Here is a 24,784-nt window from a genome sequence, read left to right on the forward strand (position 1 = left end):
GAGATCGTTTGTTCCAGAAGTGACCGCGCCGGTTCAATGTCGGCTGTCAGTCTCGCTGCTGCCAGAGCGCCTGCACGATCGCATCCAGCCCGTCGGTCAGCGCGGCGGGGCCCGGCTGCAGGATCAGCGGCGATTTGATCTCGACGATGCGGTTGTTGCGCACCGCCGGGATGTCGCTCCAGCCCGGCCGTTGCCGGATGCGGTCAGGCACGACCTTCTTGCCGCACCAGGAGGCCAGGATCACGTCGGGGGCGGTGTCGCGCACCGTATCCGCCGAAATGATGCGGTCCTTGGCGGCCTGCTGAAACCGCAGTTTTGGCAGCACGTCTTCGCCGCCGGCAATCTCGATCAGTTCGGACACCCAGCCGATGCCGCTGATGATGGGATCGTCCCACTCCTCGAAATAGACTTTTTGGGTGAGGGGCGGGGTGTCGCGGCGATCGTTGCGAGGCGCTGCTCAAAGCCGGTGGCAAGCTGCTCGGCGCGATCGGCGGCACCGACCAGTGCGCCTAATGTGCGGATCATCGCCAAAATGCCGGCGACGTCGCGCTGGTTGAAAACATGGATGGCGACGCCGGCGCGCACGAGATCGGCGACGATGTCGGCCTGCAGGTCGGAGAAGGCGAGCACCAGATCCGGTTGCAGCGCCAGGACCTTCGGAATGTCCGCGGAGATGAAGGCCGAAACCCGCGGCTTCTCGCGGCGCACCTGCGGCGGCCGCACCGCATAGCCGGAGACGCCGACGATGCGGTCCTGCTCTCCGAGCAAGTACAGCGTCTCCACGGTTTCTTCGGTGAGGCAGACGATCCGGCGGGGCGGGAACTGGCGCATGCTTGCAATTACCACAGACGTCATTGGCGGGCTTGACCCGGCAATCCATCATTTCAGAAATATCTGTTTGGAAGATGATGGATACGCGGGTCAAGCCCGCGTATGACAAGCGGAACAAAACGGGAGGAATCATGACGCTGCTGGAAAAAATCCAATCGATGAAGATGCCGTTCGCGGAATTGAAGGGCGTAACCTTTGTCGAAGCCGACAAGGATCGCGTAGTGGCGCGGATGCTGGTGCGGCCGGAGCTCTGTACGCTGCGCAACACCATTCACGGTGGCGCGGTCATGGCATTTGCGGACTCGGTTGGGGCAGCCGCGACGGTGATCAATCTGCCTGAAGATGCCAAGGGCACCACCACGATCGAGAGCAAGACCAATTTCATTGGCGGCGCCAAGGAGGGCAGCACGGTGATCGCGACCGCGACCCCGGTGCACCGGGGCCGACGCACCCAGGTCTGGCAGACCCGGCTCGAGACCGAGGACGGCAAGCTGGTCGCGATCGTCACCCAGACCCAGATGGTGTTGTAGCGCAGACAGTGCCGGTCGCGATCTACGCGGCCTTCGGCACGGCGTTCAGCATCCCGGTTTGCGGGTGACAATCCAGATATTCAAAGAAGGCTTCGTCGGCCCGCGCCACCGTGACCTCGTGATAGAGCCGCAGCTTCGCGGCAGGGCCCAAGGTCGACAGATATTTCATCGCGGCGCCAAAAATCCGGACATGGGTCGGATGCGATTCCGCCCATCGCTCAAGGGCGGCGAGACTCTTCCACCAGCTCATGCCGTAGGATTTTTCGGTGCGTGTGCCGTCGGGCGCGATCACCGTCATATAGCGGTTGGCGTAACAGCCGATCGCGCGGCCGTCGTCGCGCAGGAAGTCCATGCCTTCCCGCAGCACCGGCTCGACATCCTCCAGGTACATCTTGCGTTCGGAGGCTTCGGTATCGCCCCAATCCTGGCCCGACCGGATCAGGCAGACATTGTCTGACGGGATGACCCTGATGCGGGCGCCATCACGGACAGCGGTGATGTTTCCTGATGGCGCCATCTCGCTGGTTTGCGATTTGGGAATGCGATCACGCATGCCGCCCCAATAGGCGTGCTCCTGAATCTCGCCGCTCATGCCGTCGGCGAGAACCGCGACGCCTTCGGGTCTTCCGAGGGACGAGAACAGGGTCTCGTAGCCTTCCACGCCGGGATGCAGCACCTCGATGAAGGTGCCCACACCGCTGGCGTTTCGACGCTCGCCGGTCCAGCCCTCGCGCGCCGCCGGGAACCAGCCGTCGAACCTGGCGCGATCGTCCCAGTACGCCACCGTGACGATATTGGTGAAACCGGCTTCGTCGATGTAGCGGGCGCGGTCCCAATGCGTTGGGCCGCCATTCTGCCCGAAAGCGGCGACGATCCACGCCAGCGCCTGCTCGGCGGCGTCCGACGGCTCGCCGCGGGTCTGGACGCCGAAATAGGCCATCACCACCCGCACCACGGCGGGCTTGTGGCGCGCGACGAACGACGGGTAGGGCGGCGCATAATCGTCCGGGACGCGACGGTGGCGTGTGCGCGCGGTTCGCAGATGCTCCGGGATCGCGGATTCCATGGGCTCGCTCCTCGTCAGCTGTCAGAACCTTCTGAAACGCTCAGGCCTGAAGCCTGATTTCGCTCATAACCTCGGCGTCGACCGGTAAGGTAAAATGCTCGACGCGGTTGGCGCGGGACGTGTTGAGCAACAGCCGGGTGACATCAGGCCGGGAATAATGTCCGGCGGGATCGGCGGCGTTCTTCGCCACGCCGATCATGCCGAGATCGATATCGGCATAGAGAATGCCTTCCTGATCGGGCGGCAGTTTTTCGGCCAGCGAACTGCCGTCCGGCCCGTAGATGACAGCGTGACCGCCGCCAGCATGCAGGAACGCGTGCTTCTCGGGGGAGTCGCAGAGCTCGTCGATCATGGCCTGCGAGACCACGGCGCAGGGAGCGAGGACGAAACATGAGCCCTCGACCGCGTAGATCTTGCTCGCGGCGTTGTTGACCTCATGGCCGAGCGCGTGCGCGAACGGATCGTACAGCGAGAAGCTCGGCCAGGCGCCGACGTGAACCTGCTCGTTCTGGGCGTACATCGCGTATTTCGACAGCGGCTGCAGATGTTCCCAGCAGCACAACGCCCCGAGCCGCCCCACATCGGCGCGGTCATGCACGGCAAGGTCGCTACCGTCGCCTTCGCCGAATACGGTGCGTTCGGCATGGGTCGGCCGCAGCTTGCGGCGCCTGGCGATGGTCTCGCCGTCCGGTCCGATCAGCCATTGCGCGATGTAGAGGCTGCCGCCGGCCCGTTCGGAGAGGCCGAGGACCGCGGTGAGCTTCGCACGCTTCACGGCGCTACGTATCTTGTCCGCCTGGGGGCTGTCATAGGCCAGCGAGTTGTCGAAATAGCGCTGCACGAAACCGCGGCCGATCGCCCAGGCTGGCGCACCGAGCCAGATCTGCCACGGATATCCGGGAATGAAGGTCTCGGGAAACGCGATCAGCTTTGCACCCTGGCTGGCGGCCTGTTCGATCAGGGTGATCGTCTTGTCCACGGTCGCATCGAGATCGAGGAAGACCGGCGCCGCCTGAACCACCGCTACCTTGTACTTCTGGTGCACGAGACCCATCGAAATCATCCTTCTGCGCTGGGAGATAAGGCAATCGCTGGGTCGAAAGCCTACCGCCGCGCCCGGCCGTGGCACTTGTCCGTGGCAGAACGAAAACTTGTCTTAACTTGCAATTGTCAGCCGCGACGGCGTCGAGCCAGACACACCGCCGCAGGCGGGCGTCGTGCCGCCACGGGAGGGCAGACCAATCGGAGGAGAATTTATTGCGTCGGGTGGTCGCGCCATTCGCGCGGCGAGGCGCCGTACCTCTGCTTGAAGATCCGGCTGAAATGGGCGAGGTCGTTGAAGCCCCACGCGAATGCGATGTCGCTGATGTGCCGGGCCGCATGCGCCGGGTCTGACAGGTCGCGCTTGCATCGCTCCAGGCGCTGCATCTGGACGTAGCTGCGGAACGAGTGCTGCTCGTCGGCCATCAGATCGCTGGCATAGCGCGGCGAGATTCCGGTGGCCGCGGCAACCTGCGAGATCGCCAGGTCGGGATCGCTCAGGTGCGTGAGGATGTAATTCTTGAGCCGATAAAGCAGCGCAGAGCGGTGAAACGACTGATCCGAAGAACGCGCATGCATCCGGTCGGCGAAGGCCATGGCAATGAGATCCAGTCCCTGATCCAGCAGGCGGGATGCTGTGGCGGGATCGACGTGGTCGACGACCTTGCTGGTGCTGACCAGAAACTCGTAGGCCAGGCCCTCCAGGGGACGACTGCTGCAGAAGGTGGTCGCGGTCAGCGCGTCGAACGCGCCGATGCGTTGCTGCAGAAGTTTTCGCGGCATCTGCAGGATCGTCTGTGAAAAACTGTCATCGAAGCGCAGCTCGTAGGGGCGGGTGGTGTCGTAAATGACGAACCGTCCCGCGGACACGACGGCATCGCGGCCGTCCTGATACACGCCGTTGACGCCGTGGTTGCCCAGCGCCAGCAGCACGTAATCCTCGCTGGCGCGTGCGATCCGGGATGGCGTGCGGAACACCCGCTGGGCGCAGGAATCGACGCGGGTAAACGTCGCGCGGCCGATCGCGGATTGCGAGACCGCGCCCCAAAACCCCTCCCGCATATCGGAGTGGCAATCGAGGCCGACAAAGGTATCGCAGACGATGTCCTGCCAGACCGCAAGGCGTCGATCCGGAACCGAAGAACTCGTGTCGAGCACGACAGCCACGATGGGACCTCCGGGAACCGGGGTAAGTGTGAGCCAAAGCCCGGCTCAAATCCAGTGTCTGCAAATAGCTTGCCGGGCGCCGCGACTGGCGTCGATTTGGTTACCGAATTGTTAAGCGGGGAATGGCTTTTTATTAGGCATTTGAAGGGGTTGAACTTTATATTGCGATGCACAATATAGGTGGTCTAGGGATTCGACGCCTCCTCGAGGGCTACCACGAGGAGTTATGACTATGAACTACCAGACTACCGCTCCGAGCCGCGCCAAGGGCACCGTTCGGATTCTAAGCCAGCAAGAGGAATTGCCGCTTCTGCGCGATCACCTTTTGCGGCTCGACCGCACCAGCCGCCATGATCGCTTTCATGGCTTCATGGACGACAGCTTCATCGAACGTTACGCCGAAAAATGCGCCAACGATGGCACTGTCATCATCGGCTATTTCGAGGATGGCGTGGTGCGCGGTGCCGCCGAACTGCATCCGCCGGAGCAATCGCCTGACGCACTGCCGGAGATCGCCTTCAGCGTGGAGAGCTCGGTACGGCGCAAGGGCGTCGGCAGCATCCTGTTCAGGAAGCTGATCGCGGAGGCGCGGGCCAAGGGATATAAAAGCCTGCGGATCACCACCGGCGCGCAGAATGAAGCGATGCGGGCGCTCGCCAACAAGTTTGGCGCACACCTGACGTTCCGCTACGGCGAATCCACCGGCAGCATCGATCTGGCCAAGCAGAACCAGCCGGAAGGGGCGCCGTCCGCAATGGCGACGACGCTCGAGGCCGCACGGGCGATCACGAACTTCAATCGCGCTTATTGGGCCATGATGCTGAGAATGTCCGGCTGGGGCCGGACGGCCTGACCGGAAGGTCCATCGACCAGAGCCCCGTTCCGCTTGCATCGGAACGGGGCTCTGTATTTTTCGATTTGACGCGTTTTCTTGACGCGAACCGGTGTCACTTCGCTTGAAAAATGCTTTAGCGGTAATTCGCGGATCTCCTGGATCGCGCGAATTGCCCGGGGGCCTTTCAGGTACCGGTGCGCTTGTCGTTACCGAAGCGCCTGACGATCTTGCGTTCGACCACAACCGAGCGCTGGGCGCCTTGCTCGCCCGTGATGACGCGGGTGGCGGTCCGCGCAACGGCGCGGCCGGTCTTCTTGACCTCAGCCAGCACTTCTTCGTACGGCAGCCCCATCAGCGCCGCGGCGATTTCCGCCTGCTGCTGCTGATCGTCGGTAATGCCGACGGCCGCGAAGATCGCTTCCTCCAGCGTCGGCGGATCGCGCCGTACGCGCCGGGTGCCATATTTCGTATTCCAGTCTTCGCTCATCGGGGCCTCGCATCTGATGCGGAGATACCTAAGTGCCCTTATGTTGCATTGCAATATGAATTTGGCGTGGCATTACAGCCATGCACCTACAATTTCTCTAGTCTGGTAGCGTCGTACAGTTCGATGGACGTGGCGGCCGCGGCCAGCGATTGCAGCGATTTGACGAAATCGCGCGAGGCGGGGACCGCGAAATGGTTAAGCAGCGCCGCGCGGTCGGCCCATTGCTCGAAAAACACCAACCGCAGCGGGTTTTCGCAGTCGACATGCACGGCGTGCGAGATGCATCCGGGCTCGCCGCGCGAACGATGGACGTGCTCGAGGCTCAGGCGGCGGACCTCGTCGAAACTGTCCTGGCGCGCCGTCACACTGCCGGTAACCACGATCATGTTGTCCTCCCGGTTTCACCGTCCTTGTCGGACTATTCGGCGGCGGTCAGATCCAGCGCTTGTTGCGGCCAGCGCTTCAGCGCGGCGTGTCCGGCATCGGTCAGGAGGTAAATGCCGCGCTCGGCGCGATCGAACCAGCCATAGACATTGTGCAGCAAAATCTTGCCGGCGTCCGGCATCTCGATCCGCAAATCCTTCACGCGCCGCGGGCCACCCGAAAGTGCCGCAGCACAGGCCAGCGCCTGCTGGCGATAGGCCGTCATGATCGGCGCGCGCGTCGAGCCGCCCATCGCCGGATCGCCCTTGCGCCGCTCATGCTCCCTGATCAGCCGCGAGCGCTTCTTCGGATTGCGGCGAGGGGCTGTCGTGGCGGGTTTGACGATCACCTCGACGTCGCCGGTGTTGGTGACCGCGAGCATGCCAAAGCCTAGCCGGCGACAGAGGTTGCGATAGCGGGCGTCACTTTCGCGGCCCTTGCCGCGTGCCGACAATTTGGCCGCGAGCCACACCTCGTCACAGGCGCCGGCGCGATCGACCGCCTGCAGGATCAGTTCGAGATTGAAGGTGAGCTTCAATTCCCCGATCACCACCACCGGCGGATCGTCGCCGCTGAGCGCCACCAGGTCGCAGCCACCGATCTCGCCCTTGACCGTGAAGCCGAGCTTTTCAAGGAAGCGTTTGACGGGCAGGTAAAGCGCGGTTTCCAACGACAGGCTCCGGCGGCAAAGCGGCCGCGACTCAGTATCACGAGTTTAGCCCGGATTTGGCCAAATCGCGCGCCAGCGGCTATCGTGCCGACGGGACAGACAAACGGGCGCGATCCAATGCTGCGCAGGCTCGCAGACTGAGGATTTAAACCCGCCCGCTCACCGGCAGCAGTGCGCCGGTGACGGCGGAGGCAGCATCGCTGGCGAGGAACAGGATCACGTCGGCCAGCTCCGTTGGCCTTACCCATTTGCTGAAATCCGCTTTCGGCATGCTGGCGCGATTGGCCGCGGTGTCGATGATCGACGGCAGCACGGCGTTCACCGTGATCCTGCCCTTGTATTCTGCGGCAAGCGCTTCGGTCAGGCGATGTACGCCGGCCTTGGACGCGGCATAGGCGCCCATGCCGGCGCCCGCCTGCAGCGCGCCAAGCGCGCCGACATTGACGATCCGCCCGGCACCGGACGCGGTCAGGTACGGGATCGCCGCGCGCGAGGCGTTGAGCGCGGTCGTGACGTTGAGCGCGTACATGCGCTGCCACGTCTTCGGATCGCCCTCGATGACCGTCTCGAACGCAAAACCGCCGGCGATGTTGATCAGCGCGTCGAGCTTGCCGAAATGCGACACCGCGGCGTCGATGGCCTTTTTCGCCGCCGCCGCATCGGTCAGGTCGACACCGCCGAGTTCGAACTGGTTTGATGTCGCCGGTACCTGCGTCGGCGCGTGGTCTACGCTTGCGACCCTGGCGCCGGCCGCCAGCGCCTGGTCAACGACGATGCTGCCGAGCGCGCCGAGGGCGCCGGTCACGACAATGACTTTTCCATCCATAATGGGCCTCCACGGGCCGATAAAAGGGAGCACACACTAGCGCCGGCAGTTTTTCATTTGCAATGCGGCGAATTTCGCATCCAAATGCGGGTGTCCAAGAAGATATTCCCGCTGAGGGTGATGAAATGAACGACGTGTCACGTACCGGCGATCTGGACATCGCCAACTTCAAATACAAATTGCCGCATCTGACGGCGGCGCTCCAGCGTCCGGAAAAGATCAAAATCGTGGCGATCGGATCGTCTTCGACGGCGGGCGTTGCGCCGGTCGCACCTTATCCGCCTCGTCTGGAAATGCTGTTGCGGCAGAAACTTGCGCGGCGAACGATCGATGTGCTCAACCGCGGTATCAGCGGCGAGGAGGCGCCGAAAGAGTTAGAGCGGTTTCGATCCGACGTGTTCGATGAGGCGCCAGCTCTGGTAATCTGGCAGGTGGGTACCAACGCAATCTTTCATGACATGGATCGCAGGGAGGTCGCCAGAGCCATCGACAGCGGATTAAGGCAACTCGCCGACTTGTCGGCGGATGTGATCCTGATGGACCTGCAATACACCAGGGCGATGACCGACAAGCTCAAGGCATCGGAAGAAATGGTGGCGTTCATCGCCGCAGCCGCTGAGATCGCGAAGGTCAACGTCTTTCAACGCTTCGCCCTGATGCGACGCTGGGTCGATGACAATATCCCGATCAGTGCCCTGGAAGACGGTGCCGACAATCATCTTCACGTCAGTGAGTGGGCGACCGGTTGCTTGGCAGAAGCCCTGAGCGATGCGATCGAGCAGGCCGTGAAGGCGGCGGGTACTACGTAAGAATACGGATCAAGGCCGATTGCTAAAATTTGCCGGAGTTGCGCAAGTCGATTGCAGGTTCCATTCACTACAAGGGGAGTCCAATCCAGGCAGGGGCATCACCATGGGATCTCTACCCGATCACGGTTTACCGCTTGTTCAGCTTAAGGAGCAGCGGCGGGACTTGGTGGTCGCGCTGCAAAACCGCAACGGTCCGATCAAGGACTGGGAGCTGATGCAGATTGCGGCGATCCAGCAGGCGATCCAGGCGTTCGAGGACGTCATCGCCGATCTCGATGCTGAAATGGAAATGGAAGCCGCGGCCTGAGCGATCGCGAGACGCACTCGCGCCGAACGTCGGCCCGCGCGGATCGTTTCGATGCGACGGGTGAAACACGAGCAGAGCGTTTTCGAGCGAAGTGGGCCCCGGTTCGCATAGCAATCAAGTTTACGCAGATTGCGTAGACTTATCTGCGGTAGAAAACGCGTCAAAATAAAAACCGTCAGGATTGCAGATAGAGCGCCGCGAGCGCCGCGCGCTCCTTTTCGCCAAGACCGATGCCGTCGCGGAGATAAGCTTCGAGACTGCCATAGTCGGCGTCAATGGCTTCGAACGCAGCGCTGAGGAACGCGGGCTGCACCGAACCCAGCACCTGCTTGACGTGATCAGGCAGGTCGCTGCTGGTGGTGGGATCCCTGCGGTAGAATTGGTTGGTCAGCAGATAATCTTCCGCAATCACCTCGTCAGGAACCCCGAGCGTATGCAGGATCAGCGCGCAGGCGAAGCCGGTGCGATCCTTGCCGGCGGTGCAGTGGATCACCAGTGGGGCGCGGTCTTCCAGCAGATGCGCAAACAGCGCGCGGAAGCGCGGCGTATTTTGCTGCACATAGCTGCGGTAGGAATCGCGCATCACCTCGACGGCATGGTCGGTCGACAGCGCCGTGCCGCTGGCGGCGATGGCACGAAGTGCGGCGACCACCGTTGGCTCGACCGGCAGCGAATGCACGGTGATATCGGCCAGACCGCACACTGCCTCGGCGCGCTCCGTCGTGCCTCGAAAATCGAACGCGCTCCTGACGCCGAGCGAGCGCAAGACCGCAGCGTCATCATTGGTGAGATGGCCGAGATGGTTGGACCGGAACATCTGCCGCCAGCGTACCGTGCGGCCGTCCCGGGTGAGATAACCGCCGAGATCGCGGAAATTGCTGGCGCCAGCAAGATTGAGATGACGGGCAGGGGAATCTGACATCGGGGCTGCCTTACGGAATTCCTGATAGAATTCTTGGAGATGCAATTCTTGTGCGGCGATCGAGCCGGGGTGTATCGCGTCTTGCCCTCTGGTCTATACTCGGGCCGTCAGGAGGAGAATATGAATAATCGCAAGATCGCTGGTTTCGCGGCGGCGTTGCTTCTGGGAACGATGTTTCTGGGAACGGTCGGCTCGTCGGCCGCGTTGGCACAGGCGACCTTCAAAAACTATCGTTGCGCCGACGGCACGCAATTCATTGCCGGGTTTTTCCGGTACGATTCACGCGCCCATCTGCAGCTTGATGGCAAGGCGGTGACGCTGAAAAAGGGAGTGGCGCTGTCGGGGGCGCGCTATACGGGGCGCGGGATTACCCTCAAAGTCACGAAGGCCGGGCTCACCACGCTCAAGCACGCCAAACGGCCGGTAACGGCGTGCGAGCAGACGTAAAAACAAGGTTTGCATGAAAAAGGGCCGAAACGATTTCGTTCCGACCCTTTTCTACTTCACCGACCGCGCCTGAACTCGTTGACGCGGATTTGCCGAACATTGGGCTGGCATCAGTGGTCACGCCCAGGCTTGGATTCCTCGATGGCTGCTGCGTGGTACCAGCTGCCGCTGCAGTCCGCGACATCGACCGCCGGCGCGGCAAAGTCGGGCTTGGTCTCGCCATAGCGACGCCCCGCCAGGGCCGACCGGCCCCCGGCTGGGAATTGATAGATCTTGGCAGATCCCTCATTCACACCTGTATTGATCATCCTGGTCTCTCCTGGATCGAGCGAACCACCATGGTGCGCCCGACTCGTTCTCCGTTAGTTACCGAGACTGCGATATCGTTCGCGCCCTCCCGGAATGCAAATTGCTCAAAAAAAGTCACCAGGTGTGCATTTTGTAGGCATTTCCTGTTTTGCTTCGTGTGAGGCAATGGGCAGGTGACTAACGCTTGAGCCGGGGAGAAGGTTGCCGGCCGCGACCGAACCATCAGCCGAAAGGCGCAAAAGGCTGCTGCAGCTTTAATCGGGCCCGGAGCTACGGGCCGAAACTGCCGTAGAATCGGGCGTCAGGCGGGCTCGAAAGCGCCTTTTGGCCGTCCACCGCGCATGTCAGGCGCGCTTCTATGTCGCATCAAAAAATGCACGCGCGAGGGTGGACATCCCCAGCGCCGTCCGATGCCGCGCTGCAGCGATTGGCACTTTAATTGCTTGGTAAGTAGCGGCCTGACGTGGCCGGGTACACGTGTGCGGGGACTGCAGGGCTTCTAACCTCCAAGGACCGGGGTTTCCGCACCTAGCAGCATTAAACTCAAGAGAGGCTCAATGACCAAGTACAAGCTCGAGTATATCTGGCTCGACGGGTATACGCCGACACCGAATCTGCGCGGCAAAACACAGATCAAGGAATTCGCTTCGTTCCCGACGCTCGAGCAGCTCCCGCTGTGGGGCTTCGATGGTTCATCGACCATGCAAGCCGAAGGCAGAAGCTCGGATTGCGTGCTCAAGCCGGTTGCGGTTTATCCCGACGGCGCGCGCAAGGACGGCGTCCTGGTGATGTGCGAAGTCATGATGCCGGATGGCGTCACCCCGCACGCGACCAACCGGCGCGCCACCATTCTTGACGACGAAGGCGCGTGGTTCGGCTTCGAGCAGGAATACTTCATGTACAAGGACGGCCGGCCGCTCGGTTTCCCGACCTCGGGTTATCCCGCGCCGCAGGGCCCGTACTACACCGGCGTCGGCTACAGCAACGTCGGCGCAGTCGCGCGCGAAATCGTCGAGAAGCATCTCGAGCTCTGCCTGGCTGCCGGCATCAACCACGAGGGCATCAACGCCGAAGTGGCGAAGGGCCAGTGGGAATTCCAGATCTTCGGCAAGGGCTCCAAAAAGGCCGCCGACGAAATGTGGATGGCTCGCTACCTGCTGCAGCGCCTGACCGAAACCTACGGCATCGACATCGAGTATCACTGCAAGCCGCTCGGCGACACCGACTGGAACGGCTCGGGCATGCACGCCAACTTCTCGACCGCCTATATGCGCGAGACCGGCGGCAAGGCCTACTTCGAAGCGCTGATGGCGGCCTTTGAGAAGAATCTCATGGAGCACATCGCCGTCTACGGGCCCGATAACGACAAGCGTCTGACCGGCAAGCACGAGACCGCTCCCTGGAACAAGTTCAGCTACGGCGTGGCTGACCGCGGCGCCTCGATCCGCGTGCCGCACTCGTTCATGAAGAACGACTACAAGGGCTATCTCGAAGACCGCCGCCCGAACTCGCAAGGCGACCCCTACGCCATCGCTTCGCAGATCCTGAAGACGATCGCCGAGGTTCCGACCGCCGCCAAGTCGGCCGCGGCCTAAGCCACACCGCATACCCGGACGGGGGCGTCCGGATTGCTGCCCTGATCCGCCAAAGCGTGCCCGCTTTGGCGGATCATTGCGTTGTGACGACGTTGCCTTAAATGCATCGATTCAAGCCGTTTGCCCGATTCAAGCCGTTCCCCTGCGTTATGAACCGCGCTAGATAGCGGATGCGCTTGCCGGGGACACGGCCATTGCTCGAGGGTTTCTACAAGATCAGGTTTCAACTCAACGACGCGGTCGGCCGCAGCGTGATGTATGTGCGCGCCGGCAAGATGCTCGGCGGCAATTCCGCCTTTGCACATATAGGCACTTATCAGGAAGAGGCCGATGGCGAGCTTGCCATCGAGATCAAGACCGTTCGCCATAATCCCGACCCGAATTACCGCGCGATGGCCGGCACCGACGACGCCACCCTGCTGGCGCGGGGCAAGCCGGATGGCAAGCTTTACCGGTTTGAAGGCGGCCTCAAGGAATTGCCGGGTGCGAAATTCAGCTCGGTCATGACGCCGATCGGGGAGGAGGAGATCCCGATCGCCGGAGGCGTCGGCCAGGATGGTATCGTCAATGGCCTCTATTCCATTCACATCCGGATGCTCGACGGCGTCGACGGCGGCCTGAGCGGCGTGATGCTGCTCAATGACGGCCGCATCCTCGGCGGCGACGCGTCATTCTACTACATCGGCAGCTACACCTCGGAGAATGGCCGCTGGAAGGGCCAGATCCTCAATCAGGAGCACACGCCGGCAAAGGGCGAGAACCCGGTGTTCGGCGGCCATGAGGTCGGCATCGGCTTTGCCGGCACCTGCGACGAGCAGGGGGCGCTGCTGGAGGCCACCGCGCTGGCGGGCAAGCGCAGCCTGCGGCTGACAGCCGTGCTCAAGCTGATGCATCGGGCGTAACGCCATGGACAATGCCGTGCGCGTGCTCTCGACACTGGCCCTGAAGGGCGCGGTTCACAATCTGGCCGGGCAGTATGAGGCAGCCGGCGGTGTGCGCATCGATGCCGACTTCGCGCCGACATTGGCGCTGCTGGATCGCCTGCGCGGCGGCGAGGGTGCCGACGTCGTCATCCTGACCCGAGAGGGTCTCGACGACATGGCTCGCGAGGGGCGCGTGGTGGCGGATAGCTGCGTGGATCTCGCACGGTCCTATGTCGGCCTGGCGGTGAAAGCGGGCTTTGCCCATCCCGACATCGCAACCGAGCCCACGCTGCGCGCGGCGCTGCTTGCCGCCCGTTCGGTGGCCTATTCGCGGATCGGCGCCAGCGGCATTTTGTTCGCGCAGTTGATCGAGCGCTTGGGTATCGCATCCGAGATCAATGCGAGAGCGTGCATCATCCCGTCAGGCTTCACCGCCGAACGGCTGGTCACCGGAGAGGCCGATCTGGCCGTGCAACAGATCAGCGAGTTGAAGCAGGTCGGGGTATCGAGGTTATTGGCCCGATTCCTCGCGAGTTGCAAACGCCCGCGGTGTTTTCCGCCGGCCGCGTGGCGGCCTCCGGCAAGGCTGCTCAAGCGGACCGGCTGTTGCGGTTTCTCGCCTCGCGCGAGGTTGCGCCGGTGCTGCGCGAGAGCGGGCTTGAGCCTTGAATTAGCGAGCCTTGAATTTGCCTGCCGGTCGACGCAACCTGTCGCCCCATGAGGACGCTGTTTCACGGGGTCGCGGTTGCGATAGGTGTGTTGGTGTTGCCCGTTCTGGCGCGCGCGCAATCGGCCGATCTCGTGCTCTGCGACCGCGTCGCTGCCGATCCGTCCGATCCCGACAAGCCGGCCGACGTGAAGGGCACGCCGGAGATTGCTGCCTCCGATATCGCCACCGCAATCAAATACTGCAAGATCGCCGCGAGCTCATCGCGGCGGGCGACGTACCAGCTCGGACGCGCCTACGCGGCCAACCGGCAAACACAAGAGGCGGTCGCGGCCTGGCGCAAGGCGGCCGATAAAGGCTCGACCTCGGCCATGGTCGAACTCGGTGTGCTCTACGGAACCGGAGCCGGCGTTGCGCGGGACGAGGCGCAGGCGCGCAAGCTGTTCGAGCGCGCTGCCCAGGCCGGCAATCCGCGTGGCATCAGCAATCTCGCGGCCCTTGGCGGCGTCGCGGGCGGACCGGCCGACCCGGCGCGGGCGCGCGAATTGCTGTCGAAGGGCGCCGAGACCAATGCGGAGGCGCAATATCAGCTCGGCATGATGCTGGCGGAAGGCGATGGCGGCGCCAAGGACGATGTTGCCGCGCGGGTGTTGTTTGAAAAGGCGGCGGCGCAAAATCATCCCGGTGCGCTGGAACGCATGGGCGCGTTCGCGCAGCAAGGCCGCGGCGGCGCCAAGGATTCAGGCGCCGCCAAAGCCTACTACGAGCGTGCCGCCGCACTCGGCGATGAAGACGCCAAGAAGGCATTGGAGCGGCTGCGATGCCCTTACACAATCAAGGACAAGCGCGGCAACGTGGTGACCAATCTGTGCTTCTGAGATGAGGGCGCGTCGTTCAGGCCGCCATCACTTCATGTAATAGCTGATGTAGTACCGCGCCCGCTGATAGGTCAGTTCCAGATATCCGGGATAATCTCTTGCCGCCAGTTCGACCGCGCGCTTGTAGCGTGCGCCGAACTCGCCCTTGATCTTGTCGAAGTAACCAAAACAGGCATCGTCGAATCTCACCGCGGCGATGATGGCCTGCTTCAGTTCCGCTTCATCCATATCGGGATGGGTAAGTTGCAAGCGGTCGAAGGTCAGGCCGTCTTCGGGATGATCGTGCTCGAATTTGACCTCGATCGAATTCTCTGCCGCTCGCGACCGGAACACGTCGCGCACGTTTGGCGGCATCGCACGCCACGCGAGCAAGTCGAGCTTGGAGCACTCCCGCCACAGCAGATAGGCCGCGTCCTTCAACGGCAGCTCACTGGCCTCGGCGATGGTTCGGGCAATGGTCTCTTCATCTTCGGTCATCGGTATCACCGCAATGGAAATCGCCCATTGGTCGGCTGCAGCGGCCAGCCGGTTCACGGCGGCGGTGCCGACTGCGTGAGGTATGACACGGAAGGCTGCGCTAAAACGACCGCTGGTGCCGCTTCCTCCCCGGTGCTATGCCCCCGCGAGATGATTCAATAAAGCTGGAAATCTGCTTTGCTGGACGGGCTTTACAAGGCTGAGTACGGCGTGAACGACGCGTTCGGTCGCAGCATCATGTGCATGCATGAGGGCAAGCTGCTGGGTGGCAATTCCGCCTTCGCGCATCTGGGGACCTACCAGGAAAAGGGCGCGGAGATTATCGGCGAGGTCATCACCCAGCGTCACAATGAAGACCCGCATTACAAGCCGTTGATGGACACCGACGTCGCCGCGATCAGTGTGCGGGGCACGACGGACGGCAACAAGATCCGCTTCGAAGGCAGCGCCGCGCCCCGGCCGGGAGCGCTGTTCTGGGCCAATCTAACCAAACTCGACGATGAGGGGCTGCCGCCTGTCGGGGAAGTCGGACCTGGCGGCATTGTGAACGGGCTCTATTCGGTTCACATCCGCGCGCTCGATGGCGTCGATGCTGGCCTGTCCGGCGTCATGCTGCTGATGAACGGCCGCATCCTCGGCGGCGATGCGTTCTTCTATTATCTCGGTTCCTACAGCTCCGCCGATGGTCGCTGGAAAGGCGAGATCCTCAACCAGGAGCACACGCCGGCAAAGGGTGAAAATCCGGTATTTGGCGGCCATGAGGTCGGAATCGGCTTTGCTGGCACCTGTGACGGAGAGGGCGCGGAACTGGAAGCCACCGCGCTCGCTGGAAAGCGCAGCCTGCGCCTGGCCGCCACCTTGAAGCTGATGCGGGCGGCCTAGCGGTATTATTGCCCCGGAATAGGCTTTCCCCAGCGCCCTACATGGAATAAGAGCGGCCAACAATTTCCATGTTCAGGCACAAATGATCCGTCTCGATAACGTCTCTAAGCAAGTCGGCCACCAGATCCTCTTCATCGAAGCTTCGGCAGCCCTGCAGAAGGGCGAGAAGATCGGCCTTGTCGGCCCGAACGGGGCTGGAAAGACCACACTTTTCCGGATGATCTCAGGTCAGGAACTGCCGGACGAGGGGCAGGTGTCGCTCGATCGCGGCATTACCATCGGCTATTTCAGCCAGGATGTCGGCGAGATGGCAGGCCGCAGCGCGGTTGCCGAGGTGATGGATGGCGCCGGCCCCGTCAGCGTCGTGGCGGCTGAACTTCGGGCGCTCGAAGCCGCGATGGCCGATCCGGACCAGGCGGATGAGATGGAAGACATCATCGCCCGCTATGGCGAGGTGCAGCACCGCTTTGAGGAACTCGACGGCTATGCGCTGGACGGCCGGGCGCGCGAGGCGCTTTCGGGCCTCGGGTTCAGCCAGGAAATGATGGATGGCGACGTCGGCGCGCTGTCGGGCGGCTGGAAGATGCGCGTGGCGCTGGCGCGCATCCTGCTGATGCGCCCGGATGTGATGCTGCTGGACGAACCGAGCAACCATCTCGATCTGGAAAGCCTGATCTGGCTGGAGCAGTTTTTGCGCGGCTATGAAGGCGCGCTGCTGATGACCTCGCATGACCGCGAGTTCATCAACCGCATCATCAACAAGGTGGTCGAGATCGACGGCGGCACGCTGACGACTTTTTCCGGCAATTACGAATTCTACGAACAGCAGCGTGCGCTGAACGAGAAGCAGCAGCAGGCGCAGTTCGAGCGTCAGCAGGCGATGCTGGCCAAGGAAATCAAGTTCATCGAGCGCTTCAAGGCGCGCGCCTCGCATGCGGCGCAGGTGCAGAGCCGCGTGAAGAAACTCGACAAGATCGAGCGCGTCGAGCCGCCGAAGCGGCGCCAGACGGTGGCGTTCGATTTCCTGCCGGCGCCGCGTTCCGGCGAGGACGTCGTCAGCCTGAAGAACGTCCACAAGGGTTATGGCAGCCGCAGCATCTATGAAGGCCTCGACTTCATGATCCGCCGCCGCGAGCGCTGGTGCGTGATGGGCATCAACGGCGCCGGCAAGTCGACGTTGCTGAAGCTGGTGGCGGGCTCGACCGAGCCTGATGACGGCACCGTCGTGGTCGGCGGCAGTGTCAAGATGGGCTATTTCGCACAGCACGCGATGGATTTGCTCGACGGCGAACGCACCGTGTTCCAGTGGCTGGAAGATTGCTTCCCGCAGGCAGGCCAGGGCTCATTGCGCGCGCTGGCCGGCTGCTTCGGGTTCTCGGGCGACGATGTCGAGAAAAAATGCCGGGTGCTGTCGGGCGGCGAGAAGGCGCGTCTGGTGATGGCGCAGATGCTGTTCGACCCGCCGAATTTTCTGGTGCTGGACGAGCCGACCAACCATCTGGATCTCGCGACCAAGGAAATGCTGATCAACGCGCTCTCCGAATTCGAGGGGACCATGCTGTTCGTCTCGCATGATCGCCACTTCCTGGCGGCGCTCTCCAACCGCGTGCTGGAATTGACGCCCGAAGGCATCCACCAGTTCGGCGGCGGCTATACGGAATACGTCGCGCGCACCGGCCACGAGGCGCCGGGCTTGCGGAGTTGATGCACTATCTCCGTCGCGCCAGCGGGGCGATTGTTTCGATTTCGTTGGTCCAGATGCCGCCGGAGTATTGTTCGGGCAGCCGTTGCAGGAGTTCCGGCGTGTCGACGCCGGACGAAAACTCGCCGCCGCTGTAGGGGCCCAGCACGAAGACCGCGCTGTTCGCCGCGTCCATGCGGTTCAGGAACCGGTCGGGCCAGCCCCACAGCCACGGCGCGACGTTGATCGGCACCAGCACTATCGCGTGTGCGCACGCCTGCGGCACCATGCCGGTCCAGCCGTAGCCGATATAGCTGACAAGACAGCTCTTGATGGCCGCGCGCGAAATCGTCCTGATGTCCGGCACCAACCGCCGGACCGCTTCGATCGGCTCGTCGCCGCCATAGACCATGATGAGGCGGCGGCGCTCGGCGGGGAGGGCTCTCAGGACGCCTGCCAGCTTCTCGCCTTCGGACCGATCGCGGCTCTTGACGTTGATCAGCAACCGCTTGTCCGGGAAGGTCGCGAGCGTCTCGGCCAGCGTTGGCATCTGGCCGATGCCCTTGCCGCGGAATGGAAAGGTCTTGCCGTTGTCGGCGGTATATCCGTAACCGATGTCGCGCAATTTCAGCTCGGCCATCGCATGCTCGCGGGTAACCCCGCGTCCATCCGTGCGGCAGTCGAGCGTCCAATCGTGAAATACCGCAAACTCGCCATCGGTTGTCGGATGGACATCGATCTCGACGATATCGGCGCCGGCCGCAAACCCTGATCGCATCGAACGAATGGTATTTTCCAGATAGTCATGCGTCGGCGGCAACATCCGTGCCGCCGTGCAGGTGTCGTTCTTCAAATCGCGTTCGTCGAAGCGCTGCGCCACGCCCCGATGGGCGAGAAGGACGGGAGAGCCTTCGCGATGCGCGGTCAGGAGATTGGTGTTGTTGATGGTGATGCAAGCGGCGATTGCAGCGATTGCTGCGGCGACGTACTTTATCTTCCTGCCCAATATCACACCTCTTTTGAGATGTGCTGCTAGGCAGTATTTCTGTTCGATTTGCGGCGGCGGAAAGCGACAGGACCAGCCAAACGCATTGGAGGCACGCGTGCACGCTGGGTTGAACCGTCAGTGTCTGCCCGATACGCTTCTTGCAAAAATCGGGGGCAACGATGCGGCAGATCAGGATCGGCGACATCACCATCGATGCGGTGATCGAGCGCGAGGGGCCGTGGCGGCGGCCGCAGGATTTCTTCCCGGCCTATGACGAGGTGGTCTTCAGGCAGCATCTGCCTGATATGGAGCCGGAATTCTTCGACGCGGCGTCCGGCAAGATGTTCATCACCTACCAGACGTTTGTGGTCCGCACGCCGCGCCATACCATTCTGGTCGACACCTGCACCGGCGAGGACAAGGGGCATCCGCCGCCGTTCGATTTCCCCGGCAAGGAGCGCTGGCGCAACGAGTTGTTCGCACTCGGCGTCAGCTTCGAGCAGGTCGATTACGTATTCTGCACCCATCTGCACATCGACCATACCGGCTGGAACACCACGCTGCGCGACGGACGCTGGGTGCCGACATTCCCGAATGCGAAGTACATATTCCACAAAAAGGAATATGCGGTGTGGGAAGCCGAATACGCCAAAGGCGCCGAGCCGCCCGGCAAAGTGTTCCGCGACAACTGCCTGCCCATTGTCGAGGCCGGGCAGGCGCTATTGGTCGATGACGACTACGCATTGGACGATACTGTCACGCTGACGCCGACGCCGGGGCATTCGCCCTGCCATTGCTGCGTCAACATCGTCTCGAAAGGCCAGCGCGCGGTGGTGGCGGGCGACCTCATGCACCATGCGATTCAGTGCCGCGAGCCCGACTGGTCGCCGGGCGTCGACTGGGACCCAAAGCAGTCGGCGGTGTCGCGCCGCACGTTCTTTGCTTCCGTCGCCGGCACCGATACGCTGATCCTGCCGGTTCATTTCCCGAATCCGACGGTCGGCCTGATCACGGCCGATGGCGATCGCTTCGACTATCGTTTTAAACGGGATTAGCGCTATCGACTGCGGCGTAACAGGGACGAAGGTAAACTCGTGGCCATCAGGGTGCGAGTTCGGCTTTGGTCTCGCCGAGCAGCGCCATGCCACCCAACCGGCCCAATTCGTCTGAACATTTCGCGCTCTTGCCGTAGCAGCCGAATGCAACCACTACGCGCTCCGAAAGCGGTCCGAGGCAGGGCAGGCCGGTGTCGCCAAAGCTGGTCATGCACGGCACCACGCGGCGTTCTTCGAAATGGAGGTCGCGAATACGCTCAAGGATCTGCGTTTGCAGCCGATCAGCAACCTCAATCGATCCGCCTGATCGGAACCAGTCCTTGATATCCGCTTCGCTTTCGAGCGGAAGATCGACGGGATCACCGCCGAGCTTCAACCAGGTTTGGCCGTCCGGATAGGGGATCGGCGGCAGAATATAGGGGTTGTCGCCCTTGGGACCCAAACAAAGCATCGACGGCATTCCAGCCAGGCGTTGAGCCTCCGCTGCACCAAGCCGAAACATCGCCACGGTACGCCCATAGACCGTAACACCCAGTGATCGACCGAGCAGTGACTGGGTATGCCCGCCTGCTGCCACGAGAACACGCTCGGCCTCGACACTGCCCGATCTCGTCCGGATCGTCACACCAGAGCCGCTTTCCGAAACCGCTAGCGCCGGTTCATTGATGATCCGGGCCCCGGCGCGCTCCGCCGCGATCGTCTGTGCGCGGACCAGGCGGCGCGGGCTGATATATCCGGCATTACGCGGCTGGAAATACCCCTGCATTCCCGCCGTCGATCTCAGAAACGGAAATCGCTCCGCGAGCCCCGCATCATGATACGCCTCGCACAGGATCCCGTCTTCGGCGCAGATCTTGCCAACCGAAGCGATGTTTGTAGTTTCGCTATCGCCAACGTAAAGCGCACCGACTTCCCGGTAGAACTCGACCCCGCTCTCCGCTGCAATCTCGCCGTAGCGAGAAATCGCGGCGCGATTCATTTGCCGCCAAAAGGGCTGCGGATCGTAACTCCGCGTGATACGGCCCTCATCGTAGTGGCTGCCGAAGACGCCGTCATGGCGTGAAAAATCCGCCGGCTCGTCGGGCCCGATCAGTGCAACATCATGGCCCATTTTGGACAGATGCCGCGCCGCCGCCGACCCGATCATGCCACGCCCGATCACCGCAAGTTTGATCGCTTTATTCGCGCTCACGATTAACTCCCGCGCTTTGCCACCTTAAGACGGGCAATTGGCCCGTACGCAAGTCGATCATGCACAACCTTTCTCGATCCATCACAATCGACAAGTATCATTTTTAATAATGACAACAGCCAGTATAGTCGACGTTACCCAACACAGGACAGCATCATGGATCAGCGCGACCCAAGGACCGGTAAGGAGCACCGGGAGTTCTTCAACATCGATCTTTCCTCAGGCTGGGAAACGATCGCGCCGGGTATCGAGGCGAAGACGCTAGCTGGATCGCTCGATGAAGCTGCCGGCAAGGGGCATCTCAATCGCCTCGCTCGCTGGGCGCCGAATGCCGAGATCGATGCCGTGCGCGAGCACGAGTTTTACGAGGAGGTCGTGGTTATCAGGGGAACCCTCCTTGTGGCCTCGCAGGAGCCGCCACATCGTTTCGAGGCGTTCCACGCTCCGGCTTTCGCCTGCCGCCCTCCGCATGCCAAACACGGCCCCTTCAAGGCAGGTCCGGAAGGCTGTTTGCTGCTTGAAACATCGTTTTTCTATTAGGGTATTACCGGTGCGCGATTGCTCCAGCGCGCGCAGAATCCCTCGACGTCGCCGGATTGAAATTCCGGCAGGCGCTGAAAAATGGTTTCCGCCGGCCAATTCCACCACGCAATACGTGAGAGTTGCGCAGCGATATCGCGGTTGAAACGCTCCCGGATCTGTTTGGCGGGAACACCGCCCACAATGGTGTAGGGCGCCACATCACGGGTAACCACGGCGCCGGCGGCCAGCACGGCACCGTCGCCGACTGTGACGCCCGGCATCACGATGACGGCGTGACCGATCCAGACATCGTTCCCGATCACGACGCGGTCGGCGCGGCGTTGCCGGAAGAAGCCGTGGTCGCGCTGCGCGTCCGCCGTGTAATATTCGGGGCAATAGGTGAAGCGGTGCTGTGACGGGCGGTCGAGAGGATGGTTCGGCGCCCCGATGCGCACTTGTGCCGCGATTGCACAAAATTTCCCGATCTCTGCATCCGCGACCATGCAGCCCGGGCCGAGATAGGAGTAATCGCCGAGGTCGGTGTATTCGATGGCGGTGTCGCCGAGAATTTCGCAGCAAACACCGATGGTTACTTCGCGCAATTTGACGGATGGTTCAACGAAGGTTTCGGCAAGTTTTGGCGGTGCCGGTTGGTGCATGTCGAGTGCTCGTCCTGAATCACGCGGCCTGCCGCCGCGAGGGTCATCTACCACAGCTGGCAGATGACCGCGCGTGAAGGTTAGGACTGGCAAGCATGTACTGGCTGCAGGCGCCTGACCTAGGCGGCGCGAACCTCGCTGAGGAAGCGGTTGACCTGGCCGGCAAGGTCCTTGGACTGCGACGACAATTGCTCGGCAGCACCCAGCACCTGGGTGGCGGCTGAACCGGTATCGTCGGCCGCCCGCTGCGCGCCGGAGATGTTGGCGTTGACTTCCTGGGTGCCGCGCGCGGCTTCCTGGACGCTGCGGGATATCTCCTGCGTCGCCGAACCCTGTTCCTCGATAGCCGAGGCAATCGCAATGCCGATCTGGTCGATCTCGGCAATGACGTTGGCGACGTTCTGGATGGCCGTCACCGTCTCGTCGCTCGCGGCCTGGATGGCGGCAATCTGTTCGGAGATTTCGGTGGTCGCTTTCGCGGTCTGGCCGGCCAGCGATTTGACCTCGGAAGCGACGACGGCAAAGCCGCGGCCGGCATCGCCGGCACGTGCGGCCTCGATGGTGGCGTTGAGGGCGAGCAGGTTGGTCTGGGCCGCGATGCTCTGGATCAGCGTCACGACGTCGCCGATCTTCTGCGCGCCTTCGGCCAGCGAACGGGCGGTGTCGCCGGTGCGGCGGGCGTTGTCGACGGCACGGGCCGCGATCTCGGTGGACTGCGCAACCTGGCGGCCGATCTCGGAGATCGAGGAGGTGAGTTCTTCCGTGGCGCTCGCAACGGTCTGGACGTTGGTCGAGGTCTGTTCGGAGGCGGCGGCCACAATACCGGCCTGACGGTTGGTGGCTTCCGCGGTCGAGGACATCGACTGCGCGGTGTCTTCCATGACAGATGACGCCGCCGACAGCCCGCCGACGAGTTCGGTCACCTTGGCTTCAAACCCGCGGGTGAGTTCGTCGAGCACCTGGACGCGCCGCATCTTGACGTCGTTCTCGGCGGCCTTTTCCGCCGACAGGCGTTCGGCCTCGATCATGTTGTCCTTGAAGACGCGCACGGCGGCCGCCATCGCGCCGATCTCGTCGCCGCGCTCGGCGCCCGAGATTTCGTCGGAAACGTTGCCGCTGGCAAGGCGCGTCATGGTGGCGGTAAGCTCGACGATCGGTTTGCAGACGCGGCGATAGACCATCAGGATCAGGCCGGCGCTAGCGCCGATAACGGCGATCAGGCCTGCGAGCGCGATGATGAAGCTGAGGCGCGCCGAGGCGTAGGCGGCGCCCAGAACCTCCTCGGCATTGTCATAGAACGCGTCGCGCAGCGTGATGACCGCGCCGAGGCCCTTTTGCGATTCCGCGAAGAACACATCGACGTCGTGCTCGTATTTGCCGCTGATCGCGCCGTCCTTGACGAGCTTCAGCTCCTTGCCGAACCGATCGACATAGGCCTCGTTCATCTTGCCGAGGGCGACTGCCACGTTGGCCGGCGTTGCGGGATTGCCGCGCAAATCCTGCAGCGACATCAGGATCTGGTCGGCGCGGCCTTGCGCGCGGCTCAGTTCCATTTTCTCGGCGTCGGTCGCGACGCGGTTGGCACCGACCAGGTTCTTGTGCAGGCTGGCGTTGTAGCCGCCGACATCGCGCAGCGCCCAGGTGATGTTCGCGTAGGTCGCCTGGCGGTAGGCGTCGCCGTCGAGCAGCGCCATGCGACGGACCTGTTCTTCGAGCAACGCGGTGATGGCGGCGTTGAAGATCGCGTTGTCGGCGACGATCTTCCTGGCGGCGTCCTTGCGGGCATCGGCGGGGCCGGCGATCGCCTTGTCGATGGATTCGCGCAGGCCATTGAACTTCGCGTTCAGCGCATCGATGCCGCTGCCGACGGACGCGCCATCGTCGAGCGAGCCGGGCAGCGCCTTGCGGATCGCATTCATCTTCGCCAGCGCGCCGTTGGTATCCTTGCGGTATTTGTCGAGGTCGGAGAGCATCTTCGGCTCCACCACCGCCGGCCCATACAGGATGTTGGTGGAGAAGCCGCGTTCAGGGTTCATGTAACGCGGGATGTCGCCGACGGCGCGCACCACTTCAAGCCGGCTCTGGGCGACGGACACCTTCTCCATGGTCTGGTATTTCGTGAGCGCCACATAGACGGCGAGGCCACCGCCCACGGCGGAAAGCGAGACGATGGCGGCGGTCAGGAGGGTACCGATTTTCATGGGATTTGGGCCATTCACGATGGTATGGGAGTCCGGATCTCCATCCTAAGTGGTGCGCATTAATCTTGGGTTACGGTGCGGGCAGTTGGCCGCCGATCCACCAGCCGTCGTGGCCGATCCGCAGCGCGAACTACCCGACGCCTGCAACCAGCGCGTTTAAGAGCAGCGGTTCCGGCATCGCGCGGCGGGAAAACACACTTGCGCATTCCCGCGGCTCATTTCGCCCGAGTTGTTCAAATCTCGCCGCCCCCAGAAAAATCAGAGGGCGCAGGGAATGCCGGATGCGCGCTGCACCCGCGGTCTCGTGTGCGATTGTGCAACAAGATGGTGCACACGAGCATACAGGGCAGCGGAGAGCATCCGACATTCCCTGCGCAATGGCTTTACGGCTTAT

The 24,784-nt window shown here is 62.6% G+C and carries 26 protein-coding genes and 2 pseudogenes; 13 read left to right on the top strand and 15 right to left on the bottom strand.

The window, feature by feature from the left end; translation table 11 throughout:
• Positions 1-46: 46 nt before the first annotated feature.
• A pseudogene (locus tag JQ575_RS36905) lies at positions 47-831 on the bottom strand (cobalamin-binding protein).
• A 131-nt stretch (positions 832-962) separates the two neighbouring features.
• Here JQ575_RS36905 and JQ575_RS36910 point away from each other — a divergent pair.
• Positions 963-1,361: a PaaI family thioesterase gene (locus tag JQ575_RS36910; RefSeq protein WP_192733353.1), complete on the top strand. Its 399-nt coding sequence runs from the start codon at positions 963-965 to the stop codon at positions 1,359-1,361.
• Between the two features lie 22 nt (positions 1,362-1,383).
• Here JQ575_RS36910 and JQ575_RS36915 read toward each other — a convergent pair whose 3' ends face one another.
• The 3 genes from JQ575_RS36915 to JQ575_RS36925 all read right to left on the bottom strand — a co-directional run bounded on the left by JQ575_RS36915 (position 1,384) and on the right by JQ575_RS36925 (position 4,635).
• A complete protein-coding gene (locus tag JQ575_RS36915; protein ID WP_212038116.1) occupies positions 1,384-2,427 on the bottom strand; it encodes a phenylacetaldoxime dehydratase family protein in 1,044 nt (347 codons plus the stop codon).
• A 40-nt stretch (positions 2,428-2,467) separates the two neighbouring features.
• Positions 2,468-3,481, bottom strand: a complete 1,014-nt coding sequence (locus JQ575_RS36920) for a carbon-nitrogen hydrolase family protein (protein WP_212038117.1) — start codon at positions 3,479-3,481, stop codon at positions 2,468-2,470.
• A gap of 200 nt (positions 3,482-3,681) precedes the next feature.
• A complete protein-coding gene (locus JQ575_RS36925) occupies positions 3,682-4,635 on the bottom strand; it encodes a helix-turn-helix domain-containing protein (RefSeq protein WP_312016085.1) in 954 nt (317 codons plus the stop codon).
• Between the two features lie 232 nt (positions 4,636-4,867).
• Here JQ575_RS36925 and JQ575_RS36930 point away from each other — a divergent pair, with 232 nt between their 5' ends.
• Positions 4,868-5,488 carry a GNAT family N-acetyltransferase gene (locus JQ575_RS36930; protein WP_212038118.1) on the top strand — a complete coding sequence of 207 codons (621 nt, stop codon included), beginning with the start codon at positions 4,868-4,870 and terminating at the stop codon, positions 5,486-5,488.
• Between the two features lie 166 nt (positions 5,489-5,654).
• Here the strand turns inward: JQ575_RS36930 and JQ575_RS36935 are convergent, their stop codons facing one another.
• The 4 genes from JQ575_RS36935 to fabG form a co-directional block, all read right to left on the bottom strand.
• Positions 5,655-5,957, bottom strand: coding sequence for a hypothetical protein (locus tag JQ575_RS36935; RefSeq protein ID WP_212038119.1), 303 nt, complete (start codon positions 5,955-5,957; stop codon positions 5,655-5,657).
• A gap of 86 nt (positions 5,958-6,043) precedes the next feature.
• A complete protein-coding gene (locus tag JQ575_RS36940) occupies positions 6,044-6,343 on the bottom strand; it encodes a putative quinol monooxygenase (protein WP_212038120.1) in 300 nt (99 codons plus the stop codon).
• Between the two features lie 32 nt (positions 6,344-6,375).
• Positions 6,376-7,050 carry a DUF2161 domain-containing phosphodiesterase gene (locus tag JQ575_RS36945; protein WP_212038121.1) on the bottom strand — a complete coding sequence of 225 codons (675 nt, stop codon included), beginning with the start codon at positions 7,048-7,050 and terminating at the stop codon, positions 6,376-6,378.
• A 145-nt stretch (positions 7,051-7,195) separates the two neighbouring features.
• Complete coding sequence (gene fabG, locus JQ575_RS36950; protein WP_212038122.1) at positions 7,196-7,876, bottom strand: 3-oxoacyl-ACP reductase FabG; 681 nt, start codon at positions 7,874-7,876, stop codon at positions 7,196-7,198.
• Between the two features lie 62 nt (positions 7,877-7,938).
• Here fabG and JQ575_RS36955 point away from each other — a divergent pair, with 62 nt between their 5' ends.
• Both JQ575_RS36955 and JQ575_RS36960 read left to right on the top strand, forming a co-directional pair.
• Positions 7,939-8,685 (top strand): SGNH/GDSL hydrolase family protein, encoded by a 747-nt coding sequence (locus JQ575_RS36955; RefSeq protein ID WP_212038123.1) that lies wholly within the window; start codon positions 7,939-7,941, stop codon positions 8,683-8,685.
• Between the two features lie 163 nt (positions 8,686-8,848).
• Positions 8,849-8,992 (top strand): hypothetical protein, encoded by a 144-nt coding sequence (locus JQ575_RS36960; protein ID WP_249167150.1) that lies wholly within the window; start codon positions 8,849-8,851, stop codon positions 8,990-8,992.
• A gap of 175 nt (positions 8,993-9,167) precedes the next feature.
• Here the strand turns inward: JQ575_RS36960 and JQ575_RS36965 are convergent, their stop codons facing one another.
• Positions 9,168-9,914 (bottom strand): tyrosine-protein phosphatase, encoded by a 747-nt coding sequence (locus JQ575_RS36965; RefSeq protein WP_212038124.1) that lies wholly within the window; start codon positions 9,912-9,914, stop codon positions 9,168-9,170.
• Between the two features lie 120 nt (positions 9,915-10,034).
• Here JQ575_RS36965 and JQ575_RS36970 point away from each other — a divergent pair, with 120 nt between their 5' ends.
• Positions 10,035-10,361, top strand: a complete 327-nt coding sequence (locus JQ575_RS36970) for an MliC family protein (RefSeq protein ID WP_212038125.1) — start codon at positions 10,035-10,037, stop codon at positions 10,359-10,361.
• Positions 10,362-10,471: 110 nt separating this feature from the next.
• On the opposite strand, the gene JQ575_RS36975 is transcribed toward JQ575_RS36970, so the two are convergent.
• Positions 10,472-10,669 (bottom strand): DUF2735 domain-containing protein, encoded by a 198-nt coding sequence (locus JQ575_RS36975; RefSeq protein WP_212038126.1) that lies wholly within the window; start codon positions 10,667-10,669, stop codon positions 10,472-10,474.
• A 558-nt stretch (positions 10,670-11,227) separates the two neighbouring features.
• On the opposite strand from JQ575_RS36975, the gene JQ575_RS36980 reads away from it, so the two are divergent.
• From JQ575_RS36980 to JQ575_RS36995, 4 genes and pseudogenes are all read left to right on the top strand, one after another.
• A complete protein-coding gene (locus tag JQ575_RS36980; RefSeq protein WP_212038127.1) occupies positions 11,228-12,265 on the top strand; it encodes a glutamine synthetase beta-grasp domain-containing protein in 1,038 nt (345 codons plus the stop codon).
• Between the two features lie 194 nt (positions 12,266-12,459).
• Complete coding sequence (locus JQ575_RS36985; protein ID WP_212038128.1) at positions 12,460-13,167, top strand: GrlR family regulatory protein; 708 nt, start codon at positions 12,460-12,462, stop codon at positions 13,165-13,167.
• A 4-nt stretch (positions 13,168-13,171) separates the two neighbouring features.
• Positions 13,172-13,857 (top strand): annotated as a pseudogene (locus JQ575_RS36990) (substrate-binding domain-containing protein).
• Between the two features lie 48 nt (positions 13,858-13,905).
• Positions 13,906-14,733, top strand: coding sequence for a tetratricopeptide repeat protein (locus tag JQ575_RS36995; protein ID WP_212038129.1), 828 nt, complete (start codon positions 13,906-13,908; stop codon positions 14,731-14,733).
• Positions 14,734-14,760: 27 nt separating this feature from the next.
• Here the strand turns inward: JQ575_RS36995 and JQ575_RS37000 are convergent, their stop codons facing one another.
• Entirely contained in the window at positions 14,761-15,210 is a 450-nt protein-coding gene (locus JQ575_RS37000; protein WP_212038130.1) for a hypothetical protein, read from the bottom strand.
• Between the two features lie 177 nt (positions 15,211-15,387).
• Between JQ575_RS37000 and JQ575_RS37005 the strand changes: the two genes are divergently transcribed.
• Together JQ575_RS37005 and JQ575_RS37010 are read left to right on the top strand one after the other, a co-directional pair.
• Positions 15,388-16,092, top strand: coding sequence for a hypothetical protein (locus tag JQ575_RS37005; protein ID WP_212038131.1), 705 nt, complete (start codon positions 15,388-15,390; stop codon positions 16,090-16,092).
• An 82-nt stretch (positions 16,093-16,174) separates the two neighbouring features.
• Positions 16,175-17,797 carry an ABC-F family ATP-binding cassette domain-containing protein gene (locus JQ575_RS37010; RefSeq protein WP_192733335.1) on the top strand — a complete coding sequence of 541 codons (1,623 nt, stop codon included), beginning with the start codon at positions 16,175-16,177 and terminating at the stop codon, positions 17,795-17,797.
• Positions 17,798-17,801: 4 nt separating this feature from the next.
• On the opposite strand, the gene JQ575_RS37015 is transcribed toward JQ575_RS37010, so the two are convergent.
• Complete coding sequence (locus JQ575_RS37015) at positions 17,802-18,779, bottom strand: glycerophosphodiester phosphodiesterase family protein (protein WP_212038132.1); 978 nt, start codon at positions 18,777-18,779, stop codon at positions 17,802-17,804.
• 161 nt (positions 18,780-18,940) lie between these two features.
• On the opposite strand from JQ575_RS37015, the gene JQ575_RS37020 reads away from it, so the two are divergent.
• Positions 18,941-19,816 (top strand): MBL fold metallo-hydrolase, encoded by an 876-nt coding sequence (locus JQ575_RS37020; RefSeq protein ID WP_212038133.1) that lies wholly within the window; start codon positions 18,941-18,943, stop codon positions 19,814-19,816.
• Between the two features lie 46 nt (positions 19,817-19,862).
• Here JQ575_RS37020 and JQ575_RS37025 read toward each other — a convergent pair whose 3' ends face one another.
• On the bottom strand, positions 19,863-21,008 hold the full coding sequence (locus tag JQ575_RS37025; RefSeq protein WP_312016086.1) for an FAD-dependent oxidoreductase: 1,146 nt from the start codon (positions 21,006-21,008) through the stop codon (positions 19,863-19,865).
• A gap of 156 nt (positions 21,009-21,164) precedes the next feature.
• Here JQ575_RS37025 and JQ575_RS37030 point away from each other — a divergent pair, with 156 nt between their 5' ends.
• Positions 21,165-21,548 carry a cupin gene (locus JQ575_RS37030; RefSeq protein WP_212038135.1) on the top strand — a complete coding sequence of 128 codons (384 nt, stop codon included), beginning with the start codon at positions 21,165-21,167 and terminating at the stop codon, positions 21,546-21,548.
• Here the strand turns inward: JQ575_RS37030 and JQ575_RS37035 are convergent.
• Positions 21,545-22,189 (bottom strand): DapH/DapD/GlmU-related protein, encoded by a 645-nt coding sequence (locus JQ575_RS37035; protein ID WP_212038136.1) that lies wholly within the window; start codon positions 22,187-22,189, stop codon positions 21,545-21,547. The two genes, JQ575_RS37030 and JQ575_RS37035, sit on opposite strands and share 4 nt — an antisense overlap.
• A 119-nt stretch (positions 22,190-22,308) precedes the next feature.
• On the bottom strand, positions 22,309-24,390 hold the full coding sequence (locus tag JQ575_RS37040; protein WP_212038137.1) for a methyl-accepting chemotaxis protein: 2,082 nt from the start codon (positions 24,388-24,390) through the stop codon (positions 22,309-22,311).
• Positions 24,391-24,784 lie beyond the last annotated feature (394 nt).

Origin of the sequence: Bradyrhizobium sp. JYMT SZCCT0428 (assembly GCF_018131075.1) — a bacterium.
Classification (GTDB): Bacteria; Pseudomonadota; Alphaproteobacteria; order Rhizobiales; family Xanthobacteraceae; genus Bradyrhizobium.

Excerpts from the sequence above, each read along its gene's own strand:
- JQ575_RS36910 (WP_192733353.1), top strand. The coding sequence starts at position 963 with ATGACGCTGCTGGAAAAAATCCAATCGATGAAGATGCCGTTCGCGGAA.
- JQ575_RS36915 (WP_212038116.1), bottom strand. The coding sequence starts at position 2,427 with ATGGAATCCGCGATCCCGGAGCATCTGCGAACCGCGCGCACACGCCAC.
- JQ575_RS36920 (WP_212038117.1), bottom strand. The coding sequence starts at position 3,481 with ATGGGTCTCGTGCACCAGAAGTACAAGGTAGCGGTGGTTCAGGCGGCG.
- JQ575_RS36930 (WP_212038118.1), top strand. The coding sequence starts at position 4,868 with ATGAACTACCAGACTACCGCTCCGAGCCGCGCCAAGGGCACCGTTCGG.
- JQ575_RS36935 (WP_212038119.1), bottom strand. The coding sequence starts at position 5,957 with ATGAGCGAAGACTGGAATACGAAATATGGCACCCGGCGCGTACGGCGC.
- JQ575_RS36940 (WP_212038120.1), bottom strand. The coding sequence starts at position 6,343 with ATGATCGTGGTTACCGGCAGTGTGACGGCGCGCCAGGACAGTTTCGAC.
- fabG (WP_212038122.1), bottom strand. The coding sequence starts at position 7,876 with ATGGATGGAAAAGTCATTGTCGTGACCGGCGCCCTCGGCGCGCTCGGC.
- JQ575_RS36955 (WP_212038123.1), top strand. The coding sequence starts at position 7,939 with ATGCGGCGAATTTCGCATCCAAATGCGGGTGTCCAAGAAGATATTCCC.
- JQ575_RS36965 (WP_212038124.1), bottom strand. The coding sequence starts at position 9,914 with ATGTCAGATTCCCCTGCCCGTCATCTCAATCTTGCTGGCGCCAGCAAT.
- JQ575_RS36970 (WP_212038125.1), top strand. The coding sequence starts at position 10,035 with ATGAATAATCGCAAGATCGCTGGTTTCGCGGCGGCGTTGCTTCTGGGA.
- JQ575_RS36975 (WP_212038126.1), bottom strand. The coding sequence starts at position 10,669 with ATGATCAATACAGGTGTGAATGAGGGATCTGCCAAGATCTATCAATTC.
- JQ575_RS36980 (WP_212038127.1), top strand. The coding sequence starts at position 11,228 with ATGACCAAGTACAAGCTCGAGTATATCTGGCTCGACGGGTATACGCCG.
- JQ575_RS36995 (WP_212038129.1), top strand. The coding sequence starts at position 13,906 with ATGAGGACGCTGTTTCACGGGGTCGCGGTTGCGATAGGTGTGTTGGTG.
- JQ575_RS37000 (WP_212038130.1), bottom strand. The coding sequence starts at position 15,210 with ATGACCGAAGATGAAGAGACCATTGCCCGAACCATCGCCGAGGCCAGT.
- JQ575_RS37010 (WP_192733335.1), top strand. The coding sequence starts at position 16,175 with ATGATCCGTCTCGATAACGTCTCTAAGCAAGTCGGCCACCAGATCCTC.
- JQ575_RS37020 (WP_212038133.1), top strand. The coding sequence starts at position 18,941 with ATGCGGCAGATCAGGATCGGCGACATCACCATCGATGCGGTGATCGAG.
- JQ575_RS37030 (WP_212038135.1), top strand. The coding sequence starts at position 21,165 with ATGGATCAGCGCGACCCAAGGACCGGTAAGGAGCACCGGGAGTTCTTC.
- JQ575_RS37035 (WP_212038136.1), bottom strand. The coding sequence starts at position 22,189 with ATGCACCAACCGGCACCGCCAAAACTTGCCGAAACCTTCGTTGAACCA.
- JQ575_RS37040 (WP_212038137.1), bottom strand. The coding sequence starts at position 24,390 with ATGAAAATCGGTACCCTCCTGACCGCCGCCATCGTCTCGCTTTCCGCC.